This is a genomic window from Mycobacterium pseudokansasii (assembly GCF_900566075.1).
GTDB classification, from domain to species: Bacteria; Actinomycetota; Actinomycetes; order Mycobacteriales; family Mycobacteriaceae; genus Mycobacterium; species Mycobacterium pseudokansasii.
Window position 1 is genome coordinate 2,753,252 of record NZ_UPHU01000001.1, and the last position, 17,813, is coordinate 2,771,064.

The 17,813-nt window shown below is 65.2% G+C and carries 10 protein-coding genes; 4 read left to right on the forward strand and 6 right to left on the reverse strand.

Annotation, left to right across the window (positions count from 1 at the left end; all coding sequences use genetic code 11):
* The first annotated feature begins 81 nt into the window (after window positions 1-81).
* Window positions 82-1,833: an AMP-binding protein gene (locus tag EET10_RS12650; RefSeq protein ID WP_122502191.1), complete on the forward strand. Its 1,752-nt coding sequence runs from the start codon at window positions 82-84 to the stop codon at window positions 1,831-1,833.
* Between the two features lie 127 nt (window positions 1,834-1,960).
* Here EET10_RS12650 and EET10_RS12655 read toward each other — a convergent pair whose 3' ends face one another.
* From EET10_RS12655 to pks2, 5 genes are all read right to left on the reverse strand, one after another.
* Window positions 1,961-2,176 carry a hypothetical protein gene (locus EET10_RS12655; protein WP_051490357.1) on the reverse strand — a complete coding sequence of 72 codons (216 nt, stop codon included), beginning with the start codon at window positions 2,174-2,176 and terminating at the stop codon, window positions 1,961-1,963.
* Between the two features lie 90 nt (window positions 2,177-2,266).
* The gene (locus EET10_RS12660) at window positions 2,267-5,887 is read right to left on the reverse strand and encodes an MMPL/RND family transporter (protein WP_122502781.1); all 3,621 of its coding nucleotides are present in this window, start codon (window positions 5,885-5,887) and stop codon (window positions 2,267-2,269) included.
* Window positions 5,887-6,078, reverse strand: coding sequence for a hypothetical protein (locus tag EET10_RS12665; RefSeq protein ID WP_136622937.1), 192 nt, complete (start codon window positions 6,076-6,078; stop codon window positions 5,887-5,889). Before EET10_RS12665 ends, EET10_RS12660 begins: the two co-directional genes overlap by 1 nt.
* 322 nt (window positions 6,079-6,400) lie before the next feature.
* Entirely contained in the window at window positions 6,401-7,867 is a 1,467-nt protein-coding gene (locus tag EET10_RS12670) for a condensation domain-containing protein (protein ID WP_244601935.1), read from the reverse strand.
* 74 nt (window positions 7,868-7,941) lie between these two features.
* Window positions 7,942-14,229: a sulfolipid-1 biosynthesis phthioceranic/hydroxyphthioceranic acid synthase gene (gene pks2 / locus EET10_RS12675; protein ID WP_174719688.1), complete on the reverse strand. Its 6,288-nt coding sequence runs from the start codon at window positions 14,227-14,229 to the stop codon at window positions 7,942-7,944.
* Window positions 14,230-14,908: 679 nt separating this feature from the next.
* Here pks2 and EET10_RS12680 point away from each other — a divergent pair.
* Window positions 14,909-15,472 carry a carboxymuconolactone decarboxylase family protein gene (locus EET10_RS12680; protein WP_099188319.1) on the forward strand — a complete coding sequence of 188 codons (564 nt, stop codon included), beginning with the start codon at window positions 14,909-14,911 and terminating at the stop codon, window positions 15,470-15,472.
* Between the two features lie 27 nt (window positions 15,473-15,499).
* On the opposite strand, the gene EET10_RS12685 is transcribed toward EET10_RS12680, so the two are convergent.
* Complete coding sequence (locus EET10_RS12685) at window positions 15,500-15,934, reverse strand: PaaI family thioesterase (protein WP_036395385.1); 435 nt, start codon at window positions 15,932-15,934, stop codon at window positions 15,500-15,502.
* A gap of 59 nt (window positions 15,935-15,993) precedes the next feature.
* On the opposite strand from EET10_RS12685, the gene EET10_RS12690 reads away from it, so the two are divergent.
* Both EET10_RS12690 and EET10_RS12695 read left to right on the forward strand, forming a co-directional pair.
* Window positions 15,994-17,121 carry an NAD(P)H-dependent flavin oxidoreductase gene (locus EET10_RS12690; RefSeq protein WP_036395383.1) on the forward strand — a complete coding sequence of 376 codons (1,128 nt, stop codon included), beginning with the start codon at window positions 15,994-15,996 and terminating at the stop codon, window positions 17,119-17,121.
* Window positions 17,118-17,810 carry a TetR/AcrR family transcriptional regulator gene (locus tag EET10_RS12695; RefSeq protein WP_051490355.1) on the forward strand — a complete coding sequence of 231 codons (693 nt, stop codon included), beginning with the start codon at window positions 17,118-17,120 and terminating at the stop codon, window positions 17,808-17,810. The genes EET10_RS12690 and EET10_RS12695 overlap by 4 nt, the downstream gene beginning before the upstream one ends.
* The last annotated feature ends 3 nt before the right edge of the window (window positions 17,811-17,813 follow it).

Below are 17,813 nucleotides of genomic sequence, written 5' to 3' on the forward strand. Positions count from 1 at the left end.
CTGCGGCGGATAATCCTCGTGTTACCCCTGTGACGAGCAGATTTGGCACCGGCCAAGCGCATCCGAGGTAGTGTAAGGCGCGTGGTTGAGTCTTCGATTCCCGCTGTGCTGCGCGAGCGTGCGAGCTTGCAGCCCAACGACACAGCGATGACATTCATTGATTACGAGCAGGATTGGGAAGGTGTCCCGGAGACGCTGACGTGGGCGCAGCTGCATCGGCGCATGCTCAATGTAGGTCAGCGCCTCAGGCAATGCGGATCGCCCGGCGATCGGGCAGTGATACTTGCGCCGCAGACCCTTGACTACATCGCCGGATTCCTCGGGGCGCTCGAGGCCGGGCTGACCGCCGTTCCGCTTTCGGTTCCTTATTCCGGCGTTCATGACGAGCGCACCACTTCCGTGCTGGCTGATACGTCACCCTCGGTCATCCTGACAACTTCCTCGGTGAGCGATCATGTTTCTGGGTACGCGAAGCCGCAACCCGGACAATCTGCGCCCGCAGTTGTCGAAATCGATTTACTGGACCTGGACTCTCGGCCGGCTTCGCCGGTCCGGCCGGGCTCTCGTAGCGCAGAGATGCCGGATGCGCTGTATTTGCAGTACACCTCCGGGTCCACCCGGACGCCGGCCGGGGTTGCGGTCTCGAATAAGAATTTGTTCGTCAATTTCGGGCAGATCATGGACGGCTACTACGGGAAGTACGGGAAGGTTCCCCCGCCCGGCAGTGGTGTGGTGTCCTGGCTGCCGTTTTATCACGATATGGGTTTTTTTGTTGGAATTATCATTCCCATTCTCGCGGGCATTCCCGTGGTCCTGACGAGTCCAGCGGGGTTTTTGCAGAGACCGGCTCGGTGGATGCAATTGATGGCGAGTAGTGGCCGGGTATTCACGGCAGCGCCAAATTTCGCCTTCGACCTGGTAGCGCGCAAGACGTCCGACGACGATATGAACGGTTTCGATCTCGGGGAAGTGCTGCATGTCCTCAGCGGCAGCGAGCGGGTGCAGCCCGTCACGGTGAAGCGCTTCACCGACCGGTTCGCTAAATTCAACCTTGATCCCGTGGCGGTCCGGCCGTCATATGGGATGGCCGAGGCAACTGTCTATATCGCGACTCGTGAACCGGGCGAACCACCCAAAGTCGTGTATTTCGATTCCGCGAAACTGCCCGCGGGTGAGGCGGAGCGGTGCGCACCCGGAACCGGTACCGGGCTGGTGAGCTATGGCAGCCCGCGGCAGATGACGGTGCGAATCGTCGACCCCGACACCGGTGTGGAGTGCCCGGAGGGAGCGGTCGGCGAGATCTGGCTGCACGGACCCAACGTGGGCGCCGGCTACTGGCAGAAGCCTGTGGAGTCCGAGCGCACCTTCCAGGCGCGCATCGTCAACCCTTCGGCCGGCACCCCGGAGGGTCCCTGGCTCAGGACTGGTGATTCTGGCTTCTACTTCGAGGGAGAGTTGTTCATCATCGGCCGTATCAAAGATCTCTTGATCGTGTACGGCCGCAATCACTCTCCAGACGACATCGAGGCAACGATCCAGGAGGTCATTCCGGGTCGATGCGCGGCAATAGCGGTTCCGGACCGTGGCGCTGAGAAGCTGGTCGCAATCATCGAACTCAAGAAGCGCCCGGACACGGATGAGGATTTGGCCGACAGGTTACAGGTCGTCAAACGGGAAGTGACATCGGCAATTTCGAAGTCGCACGGCCTGAGCGTGGCGGATCTGGTTCTGGTCTCACCCGGCTCGATTCCGATAACCACAAGCGGCAAGATCAGACGAGCGCAATGTGTCGAGCTGTATCGGCACGACGAGTTCACCCGCCTAGACGCTTAAATCTTTCGCGTTCGTTGGGCTGCGCCAGACCCGACCGACCGGAAAATCCTCAAGGTGAGTGGGCAGGCTGAAGGCGACCTGGCGGAGCTTGCGGAGCCGGGTAGCTGTATTGGTGTGGGTTTGCGGTTTAGGCGGCGGGCTCGAGTGTGACTCGGTATCCCATGGCCGCGAGTTGTGCGCCGTAGTTGCGTAGTCGTCGTTGGGTGGCGATGCGGCTGGTGTAGTAGTCGGGGACGAGGTCATAGAAGCGGGTGGCCGGGTTGACCAGCAGGTGTCGGACGATGACCAGGGTGGAGCGGGCGACCGCGACCAGGGCTTTGAGTTCGCCGCGACGTTTGATCAATCCGCCGAGCTTTGAAGGCTTCGGGCGAGCAGGGAGTCAGATAGAACCCGATCGCCGTCCTCATGTCGACGGCGGACCATCAGCAGAGCGTTAGGTGATCGCTGACCTATCGGGGAGGGTGCTTCCCGTGTCGACGGGTTGCTTGCCGTTGCCGTTGCCGTTGCCGTTGCCGTTGCCGTTGCCGTTGGTGTGGCCGTTGCTGTTGGTGTGGCCGTTGCCGTTGGTGTGGCCGTTGCCGTTGGTGTGGCCGTTGCCGTTGGTGTGGCCGTTGCCGTTGGTGTGGCCGTTGCCGTTGGTGTGGCCGTTGCCGTTGGTGTGGCCGTTGCCGTTGGTGTGGCCGTTGCCGTTGGTCATCAAGGCCGGCAGGTCGATGGGGCCGAACAGCGGCAGGGAGTGTTGGATGCGGTCGCCGTCGCCAGCGGTGACGTCTGATTCGTGCCCGTTTGATGTGGCCGTCTTGGCGTGCAGCGCAATGGAACCGAATAGCGGAAGCGCGTGCTCGCCGAGATCGGCGAACGGATCTTTGCCGTTGCTCGTGATGGGGAAATCCAACTTCCGCAGCGGCACATCTTTGGCGGGACGGCGGCGCACGGCTCGAGGCGTATCGCCGGCTGGAACGGCACGAACCTTCGACGGTGGGCGCGTCACACCGCCGGTCTTACGAGTGGGGACGGCCCTTGCCCGGGCGGGTTGGGCGTGGCCGCGCGCCGTAGTGCGACGGCTGGACCGCTGCTTCTTACTGGACGCAGCGAGCTTCGACGGCCACCAGTTAGCCTGGCCAATCAGCGCAGCCAACGCTGGCACCGTGACGGTGCGAACGATGAAGGTGTCGATCAAGATCCCGGCGCCGATAATGAATCCGGCTTCCACCATGGTGCTGATGGTGGCGGCCAGCAGGCCGAACATCGAAGCGGCGAAAATGAGGCCGGCGGACGTGATCACACCGCCCGTCGAGCCGACTGTGCGAATAACGCCGACCCGCACACCATGGGGTGATTCGTCACGGATACGCGAGATCAGCAGCATGTTGTAGTCGGCGCCAACCGCAACCAACAGAATGAATGACAGCCCGGGCAGGCTCCAATGCAATTCTTTGCCGAGTATCAGCTGGAAAACGATGACACCGAGGCCCAGGGCTGCAAAAAAGGAAACAAGCACGGAACCGATGAGGTATAGGGGCGCAATAATCGCTCGTAGGAGCATGACCAGGATCAAAAAGACGATAACGATCGTGGCCAACACGATGAAATTGATGTCGCTATTGTAATAGTCCCGAGTATCTGCCAGCCCGGTCGGAATGCCTGCCAGCGATATCGTCGCGTCCGACAACTCGGTATTCGGTTGTGAGGACCGCGCTGCCGACAGGATGGTATTCACCTGGTCCATGGCTTGGGTGGTGAACGGATTGAGCGAGCTTTGGATGAGGTACCGTGCAGCGTGCCCGTCGCTGGATATGAAAATCTGCGCGGCCTTCTTGAACTCGTCGGCGGCCAGCACCTGCGGCGGGACATTGAAGCCGGCCATCGACGGTCGTTCGGCGTCGTGCTTGAGGCCCAGCAGGAAGGACGATGCCTCGTCGAGTCCGGTGCCCATCTTCTTGGTCTGGTCGACCAGGGCTGCGACGCCGTCGGCGACCGCACGGCTACCTTGTGCGAGGGCGTTGGCGCCCTGCTGCATCTGATTCAGCCGGTTCTGCAGTCCGTCGATAGACCGCAACGTGCTGACTGCTTGGTTCAGGTTTTGCTGCAGCTTGTCGATCGTCTGGCTGACAGTCTGCACCTCTTTGGTTTGCTGCAGGCTGCGAGCCAGATCGGTGATGCTGTTGAGGGTGCCGCTGGTCTGTGCTTGGACCAGCGCCTGCAACTGGCTCCGCGAGGCCGCACAGGCCGGGTCGGCATTGCAGGTCGGACTGGAGTTCAACGCCTTCAGCAGCGGACTGGCCCAGGCGACGGTATTCGCTACATCGACCATGTTCGCGCTGAGGGCGTCGCCGAGCGCCCGCATGCGGCCGACCAGCTTGGCCGTCCTGTCGAGGTCGTTGAGCGTCTTGTCGCCGCCCATTAGTTGCTTCATCGTGGTAAGCACGCTGACCAGCGTGCCGGCGCTGCCGACGGCTTGAGTGACCTGGTCGCGCACCTGAGCCAGGGCGCCGGCCAAATCGTTGGAGCCGTTGACCAGCCTATCCAAGTCGCTGCCGTGGTCCCTGATTGCATCCCCGGCCTCATCGAGTTTGCCGCCCACCTCGCCGGCCTGATACGACACCTTCGTCTGCTGCAGCGGTTCGCCGTTGGGCCGGGTCAAACCGCGTATCGCCGTGATGTCGGGCAGTTGGCTGATCCGGTGCGACATCATCTCGAGATCGGCGAGCGCGCTCGGGTTCCGCAGGTCACGCGGTGACTTAATGAAAAGCATCATCGGCGTCATCATGTTCTGCGGGAAATGGCGACTCATGGCCTCGTATCCGGCGACGCTCGTGACGTCGGACGGTAACGCCTTGAGATCGTCGTAGTTGAAGCGCACCAAGAAGCTGGATCCCGCCAGGACTGCCAGCACCACGAGACTGGCGACCAGATGGATCCGGGGCCGGCGCACGATGCGGGTTCCCGTGCGCCGCCAGAAGCGATGGGTGAGGTCGCGCCGTGGCTTGATCCAGCCGCGTCGCCCGATCAGCACCAGAATGGCGGGCAGCAGGCTCACCGCAGCCACGAAGCTGACGACGATCGATACCGAAATCGCCGGGCCCACCGTCGAAAAGACCGGCAATTTGCAGAAGACCATCACGATGAACGTGACCGCCACGGTCGCCGCCGACGCCGCGATGACTTTGCCGATCGACATCAACGCTCTCTGGACAGCCAGGTCCGAAGCCAAGCCCTGCCGCACGTAGTCGTGATATCGGCTGATCAGAAAGACGGCATAATCCGTTCCGGCACCGATCATTACCGCGCTCATGAAAATGATCGTCTGCGTTTGCACGTCCAGGCCGATTGTTGCCAGCGCGGACAACGTGCCTTGGGCCGTCCCCATGGAGATACCGATGGTGGCCAGCGGCACCAACATGGTGACCACGTTTCGGTAGATGATCAGCAGGATGATGAGCACGCTGACCGCGGTGCCGATTTCGATCAGATGTGCGTCTTCCTGACCGATGGCGGTGAGGTCGGACATGGTGACCAGACCGCCGGCATAATTGGCGGTCAGTGTCGAACCGGCGAGGGTCTGGCTAACGATCTCCCGGGCCTTGTTGTACCCCGCGATGGTGGCTGGGTCCTGCGGGTCGGTCTGGAACATCACCGGCACGTTCCAGGCTTTGTTGTCCTTGCTGGACAAGACGTCGTGCAAGCCGGGCGTGCTAATGAAGTCCTGAACCGACAGGTCTGCCTGGTGCAGCCTGTCGACCAGCGTGTGATAAGTCTCTAAGTCGGCGGGGCTGAGCCCGTTTTCGTCGGTCAGGATCACCAACAACTGCGAGCCTTTGCCGCTGTCGCCGAAGGCCTTGCCCATCTCTTTGCCGGTGACCATCGTCGGGGCATCGTCGGGCAAGGCGTCTCCGCCGGCCCTACCGGCTACTTCCATCAGCGGCGGGAAAGTCACAGCGAGCAGCGCTGCCAGCGCAATCCAGAATGCAATGACCAGCGCCGGCGCCCGAACGACCAATTGGCCGAGTCGGTCGAAAATTCCCCCGGGGCGGGCTGCTTCCGAATCGCTCATCAGTCGCGACACCTTTCCACGCCACAGCGGTTCACCGGCCGATAAAGCCCGTCGAATCGATCCGCATCGCGGCGGTGGTAAATGAACTCGGTGGCCACCCGTTCGAGCCTCGACAACGCCGCCCAGCGCACCGCCGACAATTGGCCGGGTGGGCTGACGAAAGTGGCTGGATCGGCAGCGGTTCTATTCAAGTCCAGCCACCTCTTTTCGGTGGTGTTCAGGCGCCCGGTCCGGGGGCATCGCACGTCGACTCAGCCCCCCAACATCTCGGTCCGCAACGGCCGGGCATCCTCAATTCTGCTAGTGCACCACAGGGTAGCCCGTTGATCTTCGGCCCGTGGAAAAATCGTGCCAACGTACAAAAATTTTTTGTCCGAAGTGCAGAAAGTCGGCTGTTTTCGGGCAATCCGGGAGCGCCCCCCGGGTATTGACTTGTCAGTCAACAGCGCCTTGCCTCGGCATACCGGCCGTGCGGCCAGGCCGCAGTCCAAGCACCGCTCACATCGACGCCCATCAACCGGGAAACAGGCCGTCATTTCCGTTGCCGCTGAAGCTGAGTGCGGTTGCACGACGTTGCGGGATGTCGCTGCGGCCCTCGGCGACGCGCACATACACCGATTTCATGGCGTCCAGGTAGCGCAGCACCGACTCGTGGGCGATCGGGCTGTCCGGGAAGGATGCCGTCACCGTGGTCTCTTCGTGGAACCGGTTGACCCACATGCACACCCGGGCCGCGATGCGACCGTCACTGAAGACTCTGGTATTTGCCGTTCGGATATGTGGCGCGAACACGGCCGACAGCGGCGGCACACCGGCGTCGAGGAACGACAGCATGGGAAAGCATCCTCGCGACAGCGGCGTCGCGAGCCGGGGTGCCAGCTCCAACACGCGTTCGAACGGCACTCTGGCCAGATGGGCGCGCGAGTCGAAAGCGGCTTGTGCGCCGCGCGCGGTCTCACCGAACGAGGCGCCGACCGGCACGGCGAGCGGAAGGTGGCCGATGAACCATCCGCTGGTGACAAATTCCGCGGGCGTGCTTCGGGTGCCGGTGGGTGTGACCGCGTAATAGGTCTCCGAACCGGCGAGTTCGTATTCGGTGAGGGCGGCGCAAGCGAAGACTCCGCCGCTGAACCTGGCGCCGGCCCGGGTGCACGCGGCCTCGAATTCGGCGGTCTGGTGGGCATCCAGCAGCTGCAGGGAAAGCACCTCGCCCGTGGTGAGCCGCGACGTGTCGCCCAGCGGCAGTGGAAAGGCGGGGAAGGATCCGTCGTTGTTTTCCAGGAATTCGATCCATTGACGTACCTCCGGCGAATCCAATGTCAACGCGGAGGTGTATGCGTGCTCGCGCAGGCAGTACTCGGCGTAGCTACCGGCCTTCGGCAACGGAATAGGCTCGCCGCCGTCCATCAGCGTGTTGTACATCTCGCGGATCTCCAAGAAGATGGTGCCGAGAAATGTGGCATCGAAATGTATGTGGTCAATGCTGATACAGACGGTGAAGTGGTCGTCATATTGGATCACGCCGAATCTGAAGCAATCCCAATCCAGGGGACTCGGGGTGCTCAAGATGTATTTCTGCCATTGGCTCGGCGTCATCTCGCCGTGCTCAACCGGTTGCATTTCGATAACACCGGGATCGGCTATGGCCTGGCGGACTATCTGGCACGCACCGGTGATGGCAAACCTGCTGCGGTAGGTGTCATGGCGACGAAGGTGCGAGTTGATGACGTAGGTCATCGTGCGGATATCGCAGTGACCGAGGATATCGAAGGCAATGACCAAAAGCCGTGACATGTCGAGGCCCTTGGCCGTTTGCTCAGCGAACCTGCGCAGGTGCCGGGCCTGTATGTAGCTCGGCGGCACGGCGCTGATCGGTGCGTCCCGGGCGTTCGCCACAGTCGCCGGCGACGGCTGCCACAGCCAGACAATACCCGGCTCCGGCAGCCAATTCCTGACGTTATCCAGACCGAGATTGCCCACGACAACCAATTGAACTCCTTTGGCTCAACGCCCGGTCCCAGGATATTTCACGTCATCGAATATGCCGCGCATCGTCACCGGATCGTTTCTTTGACGGCCAGCTTTTCACACAGGTAATCCGCGAAATCGCGAACCGTGGTGACATCGGTGGGGCTGCAGCGTATCCCGACCTCGGTTTCTATACGGGTCCGCAGCTCCAGATTGCCCAGCGAATCCAGCCCGTATTCGGAAAGCGGGCGATCCGGATCGACACTGCGACGCAAAATCACAGCGATTTGTTCGGAGATCAGTCGTCGAAGCCGTCCCGGCCACTCTTCGTGCGCCAGTTCCATCAGCTCGGCACGGAATGTGCTGTCACTGGGCCGATTCCGGGCGGGGGAGTGGAAACCCTCGGCAAACCTGCTGCGTGCGGCCAGGGCCGTCAGCCAGGGTGATCCGACGACCGGGACATAACCGCTGTAGGCGCGGGTGTGTCGCAGCAACGCCTCGAACGCGTAAGCGCCCTCATCGGGAGCGATCATCGTGGTGTCGCCGTTTTCGGCGAGGTGTGCACCCCGGCCGACCTCGGCCCACGGGCCCCAAGCGATCGCGGTCGCCGGAAGGCCGCGAGCTCGCCGCCACTGCACGAAGGCGTCAAGCCAGCTGTTGGCCGCCGCATAGGCGCCCTGACCGGGAGAGCCCAGTAGGGCAGCCGCCGACGAGAACACGGCGAACCAATCCAGCGGTTGGGTAACGGTCGCCTGGTGCAGGTGCCAGGCGCCGTCGACCTTCGGCCGCCAGTCCCGCTCGATCAGCTCGTCGGTGACGTTGGCCAGGATGGCGTCTTCGACGACTGCGGCCGCGTGCAGCACGCCGCGCACCGGCAGCCCGGTCGCTGTTGCGATTGCCACCAACCGGCCCGCGGTTGCGGCCTGGGCGATGTCGCCGCACTCGACCACCACGTCCGACCCGGTGGCCTTGACCAGATCGATTGTCTCCCGGGCCTTTTGATCCGGCTGGGCGCGCGAGCTGAGCACGATGCGGCCGGCGCCGGCGGCGGCCATCTTCTCCGCCAGGAACAACCCGAGGCCACCGAGGCCACCGGTGATGATGTAGGAGCCGTCGGGACGGAAGACCGGGATCTGTTCGGGCGGGAGCACTACGGTGCTGCGTCCGGCGTGCGGGATGTCGAGGACAAGTTTGCCGGTATGCCCGGCGGCGCTCATTGTCCGGATCGCGTTGGCTGCCTGGGTAACCGGATAATGCGTGCGCTCCGGCATCGGCAACGCGCCGTCGGCGACCAGCCGGTAGACAGTGGTCAACAGATCCCGGATCCGGGCGGGGTGGGTGAGCGTCATCAACGCCAGGTCGACGGCGTGGAAGGTGAGGTTGCGCCGCAGCGTGAACAGCGGCAGCCGGGCGTCTTCGTAGATGTCGCGCTTGCCGATCTCGACGAATCGCCCGCCGAAAGACAACAGCGCAAGGCCGGCGCGCTGGGCGGCACCGGTCAATGAGTTGAGCACGACGTCGACGCCGTAACCGTCGGTGTCCCGGCGAATCTGGTCGGCGAAGCCGCTGGCGCGCGAGTCGTAGACATGCTCGATTCCGATGTCGCGCAATAGCTCCCGACGCTCGGGGCTACCGGCGGTGGCGAAGATCTCGGCACCGGCCAAGCGCGCGATCGCAATCGCGGCCTGTCCCACTCCGCCGGTGGCGGAGTGGATGAGCACCTTGTCGCCGGCTTCGATGCCGGCCAGGTCGACGAGGCTGTACCAGGCGGTGGCGTGCGCGGTGGTCACCGCGGCCGCCTGCCCGTCTGTGAGCCCCGGCGGCAGCGTTGTGGCCGGTCGGGCATCGCAGGTGATGAACGAGCCCCAACATCCCACCGATGACATGCCGCCCACGCGGTCGCCGATCTGGTGATCGGTGACATCGGAACCCACGGCGGTAACCACCCCGGCGAAATCCGCGCCGAACTGCGGCGACAGATCGTCGAAGGCGGGGTATCTGCCGAAGGCGATCAAGACATCGGCGAAGTTGACGCTGGACGCGGTCACGGCGACCTCGATCTGCCCGGGACCCGGCGGTATCCGCTCGGCCGCCACGACTTCCATCGTCCGCAGGTCTCCGGGCGTCCGGATCTGTAGGCGTACCCCGTGTCGGTCGTGGTAGGCGACGGTGGTTTCCCGCTCCTCGGACATCAGCGGCGCCGGGCACAACCGGGCGGTCAGCCACTGCCCCTGTCGCCAGGCGGTCTCGTCTTCGTCGGAGCCCGCCAGCAGTTGGCGTGCCACCTGGTCGGCGTCGGTGTGGTCGTCGACATCGATATGCGTGGTGCGCAGGTACGGGTGTTCGGCGCCGACCACCCGCAGCAGACCACGTAACCCGGCCTGTTCCAGATTGGGGCAGTCATCGGATCGGACCCGCTGCGCGTTCCTGGTCACCACATGCAGCCGGGGGACGGAGCCGGAGACTTCAGGTAGCCGGCGTGCGATGCGCACCAGCTGCTTGACATTGTCGCTGCCGCGGCACGGACTTCGCGCATCGTCACCGTCCATACGTTCGGGCGCCAGAACGACCACGCCGGTGACTCCGCCGCAGTCGAGCTGCTTGATCAGCCGTTCCAGGTTGGCGGCCGGGTCTGCCTGTCGGGGCCAGCACAGTGTCGCGCATTCAGCAGCGTAGCGCTTCAACGCATCGGTGAGTTCGGTCGCCAACATATCGGCGGTATCGGAAAGGCTGACCAGCAGCCATTTTCCGGTGTCGACAGCGCTCACACCATCGCAGCCGACCGGTTCGCGCTCTCGCCATTCGATGGTCAGCAATCGCTCGGCCAGCAGGCGATCACGGTCGGCGCTCTCCGAGAGTCCGGTGCCCATCTGCAGGCCGCGCACCACCAGCAGCACCGTCCCGTCTTCGTCCATGACGTCGATGTCGGCCTCGACATTGGCGCCGTAGGCAGTCACTACCGTGTGGCAGTAGCGGGCGTTGCGGGTGGACGCGTAGACGCGCAGCCGGCGCATACCGAGCGGCAACAGCAGGCCGCCGTTGCCCACCTGCCGGACGGCGGGGTGCGCCGCAACGGACTGGAAACACGCATCGAGCAACGCGGGGTGAACCCCGTAGTCGGCCTGCTGCCTGCGGATCGAACTCGGTAGGCCGACTTCGGCGAGCACGGCACTGACCGTCTGCGGAGCGACGTGGGCGGCGGCCAGGCCGGCGAAAGCCGAACGCAACCGAATACCGCGCTCCTCGAACCGCTTTCGCACCTCCTCGCCGTCGTGGCGGCACCGATAAGCTCGCAGTAGATCGGCCACGTCATGGGCGGGCGGCCGGTCTTGCGCGGATACGGCCTGCAGTATTGCGCTGGCTCGTCGCACCTTTTGGTTCTGCTGCTCGGTCTGGACGACGAAGCCTGCGACACCGGGTTCCGCCACCGACGCGACCGCGCCGATCGGGGTCTCGTCGTCCAGCAGCAACATCTCCTCGAAGTGGATATCGCACACTTGCGCCTGTTCGCCGAAGATCGTGTGGGCCGCTGCCAATGCCATCTCGCAATAGGCGGCGCCCGGGAGCGCGGCCACATCGTGGATTTGGTGGTCGCGCAACCACGGCAGCGCCGCCGTGCCGACCTCGCCGTGCCAGACATGCCGCGGCGGCTCCTCCATCAACCGCACGTGTGCGCCCAACAAGGGATGCGCCGCAACGGTATTGACGGACGAATGGCTGCCCGTCCGGTCGGGGCGCAGCAGCATCCGACGATGTGTCCACACCGGTAGCGGCGCGTCGACCAACTGCCCACCGGGATGAAGCACCGCGAAGTCCACGGCGGCACCGGCACTGTAGAGATCGATCACCACCGGGCGCAGTCCCCATGGCATCGGTTGCTCACGTCGCATGGCGGCTACCGCGGCGACCGGAATGTCGAGGCCGCAAGCGGTCTGCTCGACGGCCCGCGTCAGCAGCGGGTGCGGTGACAGCTCCGCGAACACCCGGTATCCGTCCTCCAGTGCCGCTCGTACCGCGGCGGCGAAACGCACCATATGACGCAGGTTGTCGACCCAGTAACGCGCATCGCAGGACGGTTGTTCGCGCGGATCGAACGACGTTGCCGAGTAGTAAGGAATGGTCGGTTTCATCGGGGTGAGGTCGCCGAGATCCAGGGAGAGCTGGTGCAGGATCGGGTCGACTTGCGGGGTGTGTGATGCTACGTCGACGGCTACCTCGCGGGCCAGCACCTCGCGCTCCTGCCACTGCGCGACGAGGTCGCGAACCGTCGGGGCCGCCCCGCCGATCACCGTGGACTGCGGTGAGGCCACCACGGCGACGACGACGTCACGGGCCGCGGCGCCGCGTCGGGCGAGTTCTTCGCGTACTTGTTGGACAGGCAATTCCACCGCGGCCATCGCGCCAGTACCGGTCACACGCAGACACAGTCGCGACCTTCGGCAGATCACCCGCGCCCCGTCGTGCAGCGACAGCGCCCCGGCGACCACGGCGGCCGCCACTTCACCGAGCGAATGGCCGATCACCGCGCCCGGACGGACTCCGTAGGACGACATCGTGGCCGCAAGCGCGACCTGAACGGCGAACAGCGTCGGTTGGACCCGGTCGATGCCGGTGACGGTGTGCGGGGCGGACATCGCGTCGGTGACCGAAAAGCCGGACTCCTGGGCGATCACCGCCTCGACCGCGGCGACGGTCGAGGCGAACACCGGTTCGCCGGTCAACAGCTCGGCGCCCATCGCGGTCCATTGCGAACCCTGACCCGAGAACACCCAAACCGGGCCGCGGTCATCGTGGCCGACGGCGGCGGGATAGGGGCGTTGGTCCTCGGCCACCTGGTGCAGGCGCTCGATCAGCTCGGCCCGGGTGTGGGCGAACACCCCGGTACGGACCGGTCGGTGGCCGCGCCGACGGGCCAACGTGTAGGCCAGATTCGACAACATCACCGCGTCCTGGTCCTGGCGTCCGGCCAGCCACTCGGCCAGCCGGCGCGAACTGCCGCGCAACGCCTCGGCCGACGTGGCCGACAGCGCAAACATCAACGGCGCCGCCGTGTCCGCCGCGTCGTGGCACGTCGCGGTGGCCGGAGCCTGTTCCACGACGGCGTGCACGTTGGTGCCCGACATCCCATACGACGACACCGCTGCCCGCCTCGGCAGCGCGTCATCTTGTTCGGGCCAGGGTGTAATTTCTTGCGGTACAAACAGTTTGGTGTTCAACCCGGCTGCCTCGGCAGGCAACCGGGTGAAGTGCAGCATCGGCGGCACCGCGCCGTGCTGCAGCGACAAGATCGCTTTGACGAGCCCCACCGCGCCGGAGGCGGCCTCGGTGTGGCCCAGATTGCTCTTGGCCGACCCGACTGCACAGGAGCGTTCGATGCCGTAAACTCTTGCCAGGCTGGTGAATTCGACCGGGTCGCCGACGGGGGTGCCGGTGCCGTGCGCCTCGACCATCCCGACGGTGGCGGGGTCCACGCCGGCCGCCCGCAAAGCCGCTCGATATGCCTGCGCCTGCGCCTGCGCGGACGGAATCGAAATGTTTTCGGTGCGGCCGTCCTGGTTGGTTGCTGTGCCGCGCAGCACCGCAAGGATTCGGTCGCCGTCGCGCAGGGCGTCGCGAAGCCGCTTGAGCAGCACTACGGCGCAGCCCTCGGAACGGACGAAGCCGTCTGCCGACACATCGAATGCGCGGCAGCGGCCGGTCGGCGACAGCATGCCCAGCGCCGACGCGGAAGCGCCGATTCTCGGCTCCAACATCACCATGCAACCACCCGCCAGGGCCAGGTCGCTCTCGCCGTCGTTCAGACTGCGGCACGCCATATGCACCGCAAACAAACTCGACGAACATGCGGTGTCGACGCTGACCGCGGGCCCGCGCAGCCCCAGGGCGTAGGCAACTCGTCCGGAGGCCATGCTGAACGGAATTCCGGTGAACCCGTAAGCGTCTTCCAGGGCACCTGATTCCGCGGTGACGTGTGCGTAGTCGCTGTGGGCGATTCCGACGAACACGCCGGTCAGCGTGCCCGCCAGCGATGTCGGCGGCAAACCGGCGTGTTCCACCGCCTCCCACGAGGTCTCCAGCAGCAGGCGCTGCTGGGGATCCATCGCGGTCGCTTCGCGCTCGCCGATTCCGAAGAACTCGGAATCGAAGCCGGCGACGTCGTCGAGGAAACCGCCCCAGCGCGAGACGGACCGGCCGGGTACCCCCGGTTCCGGGTCGTAGTATTCGTCGACGTCCCAACGGTCAGCGGGAACTTCGGAAATCAAGTCGTCGCCGCGCAGCAGCGCCGTCCACAACGCTTCAGGCGAATCGACGCCGTTCGGTAGCCGGCACGCCATGCCAATCACCGCAACCGGGTTCGCACACGTGTCGTCCACGGTCAGCCACCTCCCCAGTGAGACCCCCGATCGCCATCTCTTCAGGTGACCGCAGCGTATCCGGTTGCCGGGCCTTCGAAGACCTGCCACACCGCGTCCGGTTGGACGTTTTTGCGAATTCACCGGCGTCGATCGACGGCGAACGCCGCAGCCCCGGTAGCTTTTCGGGGGTCCCGATTGCGTCGCCGCGCGGGCTGTTGACCCCCGGGTGCGCGGCTGCGAATTTCGGCGTTGTGCCACAACGAGTTCGCCCGGCACGGCCCGCTCGGGGCATGTGATTGCCCGCTATTGACCGGCCTGTCAGCCGTCCATAGTGTGCTGGTATGTCGGACAGCGCGGTTGCGCGGGCACGGGTATCACGGGCATCGAAGCCGCGCAACCCCTTGCCGCCGGTGCTTCGTCACCACGGCGAGCAAGTGGCTCTTCCGATCAACCCGCACAGCGCTGAAATGCCTTGGGGGATAACAGGTTCAGCGCCAACTCGGCAGATGCCGACGTGGTGTGGGGCCCGGGGGCAGCTCGGCGAGCCGGTCACGGCCCGTCGCGGTCGTTGCCGGCACCGGTGGCCGCCACGCTATTGCGCGCGCCGCGGCGAGGTTGAGGAACTGCTGGCTACCATGGCCGGCAAACGCGATGGCATCCCTGAAGGACACGGAGTGCTCACACCATGACCCCACCCTTGAAGCCAGCCCGGGTACCCCAGTTGCCGGTCGACGAGGCCAAGGCGGCCGCCGATGAAGCCGGCGTGCCCGACTACATGGCCGAGCTCAGCATCTTTCAGGTGTTGCTGAACCACCCGCGACTGGCGCGCACCTTCAACGACCTGCTGGCCACCATGCTCTGGCACGGCGCCCTGGACTCGAGGCTGCGGGAGTTGGCAATCATGCGGATCGGCTGGCTGACCGCATGCGACTACGAGTGGACCCGGCATTGGCGCGTCGCCTCGGGATTGGGCGTGTCGGCCGAGGATCTGCTGGGCGTACGGGATTGGCAGAGCCACGACGGGTTCGGGCCGGCCGAGCGGGCCGTGCTGGCGGCCACCGACGACGTCGTGCGCGACGGCGCGATAAGTGCCGACAGCTGGGCCGCCTGCGAACGCGAATTGCACGGCGACACAACTGTTCTCATTGAACTCGTCACGGCCATCGGGGCGTGGCGGATGGTCGCTTCGATCCTGCACAGCCTCGAAGTCCCGTTGGAGGACGGGGTGTCGAGCTGGCCGCCCGACGGCGTCTCGCCGTAGGCGCACCGTAATCGAGATGGTCGAGGATCAGACGATCCGGTAGGTCTGGATCGCGTGGGCGACGACGCAGCCGTCGGCATCGGTGGCGGTGATCTCGGTGAAGGTGAGTTCCTTGCGGCGCCGGGTGGTGCGGGCATGGCACAGCAGGTCGCTGCGCTTGGCGGCGCCGGTGTACTGGATGCTCAACGCGACCGTGGCCGCGCGCATGCCCTTGTCGAAGTCGTGGTTGGACCAAGCGGCCGCCGCGCCGGCGGTGTCGATCACCGACGCGATCACCCCGCCGTGAAAGTAGATGCCGTCGTTGGTGAGGTCGTCGCGGAACGGCAGGCGGATCGTGACGTCGTCGGGCTCGTAGCGTTCGAACACGATGCCCAGCCCGCCCATGAACGGTGTGTTCGGCATCAGGTCGCGCACCGCCTGGCGGCGCTGGTGTTGCTGTTCAGCGGTCAACGGCTCGGCCATGGCGGCTAGGCTACCGCATTCGATTGACATATCAATCAATAGCTCATAGCGTCACAAAAATGCGGACCAGAGTCGCCGAAATGCTCGGTGTCGAGTTTCCCATCTGCGCCTTCAGCCATTGCCGCGATGTCGTTGCCGCGGTGACCAACGCCGGCGGTTTCGGGGTCCTCGGCGCCGTTGCACACAGCCCCAAGCGGCTGCACAGCGAGCTGACCTGGATCGAGCAGCAGACCGGCGGCAAGCCATATGGAGTCGACCTGCTGCTGCCGCCCAAGTATGTCGGCGCCGAGCGGGGCGGGATCGACCGGCAGCAGGTCGCCGAGCTGCTGCCGGCCGAGCATCGCGCTTTCGTCGACGACCTGCTGGTCCGCTACGGCATCGCCCAGCCTGCGGGGCAGCAAGCCCGGACACCCGGGGGAGGGCTCAACATCTCGCCCAAGGGTTATGAGCCGCTGCTCGAGGTGGCTTTCGCCCACGACATCCGGCTGATCGCCAGCGCGCTGGGACCGCCGCCCGTAGACCTCGTGGAGCGGGCTCACGGCCATAACGTCGTGGTGGCGGCGCTGGCCGGCACCACGCAACACGCGCGCCGGCACGCCGCGGCGGGCGTCGACCTGATCGTCGCTCAGGGCACCGAGGCCGGCGGTCACACCGGCGAGGTAGCGACCATGGTGCTGGTCCCCGAGATAGTCGATGCCGTCGATCCGCTTCCGGTATTGGCCGCCGGCGGGATCGCCCGCGGCCGCCAGATAGCTGCGGCCCTGGCCCTGGGCGCCGAGGGCGTGTGGTGCGGATCGGTGTGGCTGACCACCGAGGAAGCCGAGACACCACCGGTGGTCAAGGAGAAGTTCCTGGCCGCCGGCTCCACGGATACCGTGCGATCCAGGTCGATGACCGGCAAACCGGCGCGGATGTTGCGCACCGCCTGGACCGACGAGTGGGCCCGGCCGGAAAATCCCGACCCGCTCGGAATGCCACTGCAGACCGCCCTGATCGGTGAGGCGCAGCTGCGCATCAACCAAGCGGCCGGGCAGCCCGGCACCCGGGCCGGGGAGCTGGCGACCTACTTCGTCGGTCAGGTCGTCGGCTCGCTCAACCGGGTGCGGCCGACCCGCGCGGTGGTGCTCGAGATGGTCGAGGAATTCATCGACACGATCGGTCGGCTCGAGGGGCTGGTCGACAAGTGAGTACCACCCGGCGGCGCCGGGCGGTCAGTGACGAGGACAAGTCGCAACGACGTGACCAGATCATGGCCGCGGCCAAAGAAGTCTTCGCCCGCAACGGTTTTCACGCCACTACAATCGCGGACATCGCCAGGCAGGCCGGTCTGGCGTACGGCTTGATCTACTGGTATTTCGAGTCCAAGGACGACCTGTTCCACTCCTTGATGGCGGCCGAAGAGGATGCGCTGCGCGCGCATCTCGCAGACGCGCTGGTCGCGGCGGGCGGTTCGGCCGACAGCATCGGGGGAGAGGTGTTGTTTCGGACCGGCGTGCAGGCCACGTTCGAGTTCTTCGAAGCCGACAAGGCCACCGTCAAACTCTTGTTCCGGGACGCCCATGCGCTCGGCGACCGGTTCGAAAAGCACCTCGGCGGGATCTACGAACGGTTCATCGACGACATCGAAACCTTTATCGCCGCTGCTCAGGAACGAGGTGAAGTGGTGGCCGCGCCGCCCCGGATGGTCGCCTACACGCTGGCCGCGCTGGTGGGCCAATTGGCGCACCGGCGCCTGAGCACCGACGACGGGGTCACCGCGGCGCAGGTGGCGGACTTCGTCGTGTCCCTGGTGCTCGACGGGCTGCGCCCGCGCCGGGAGCCGGACGGACATGTCGCCCCGATCGATTCATACCTAAGTCACAGACGCCGGCTTTGAGCG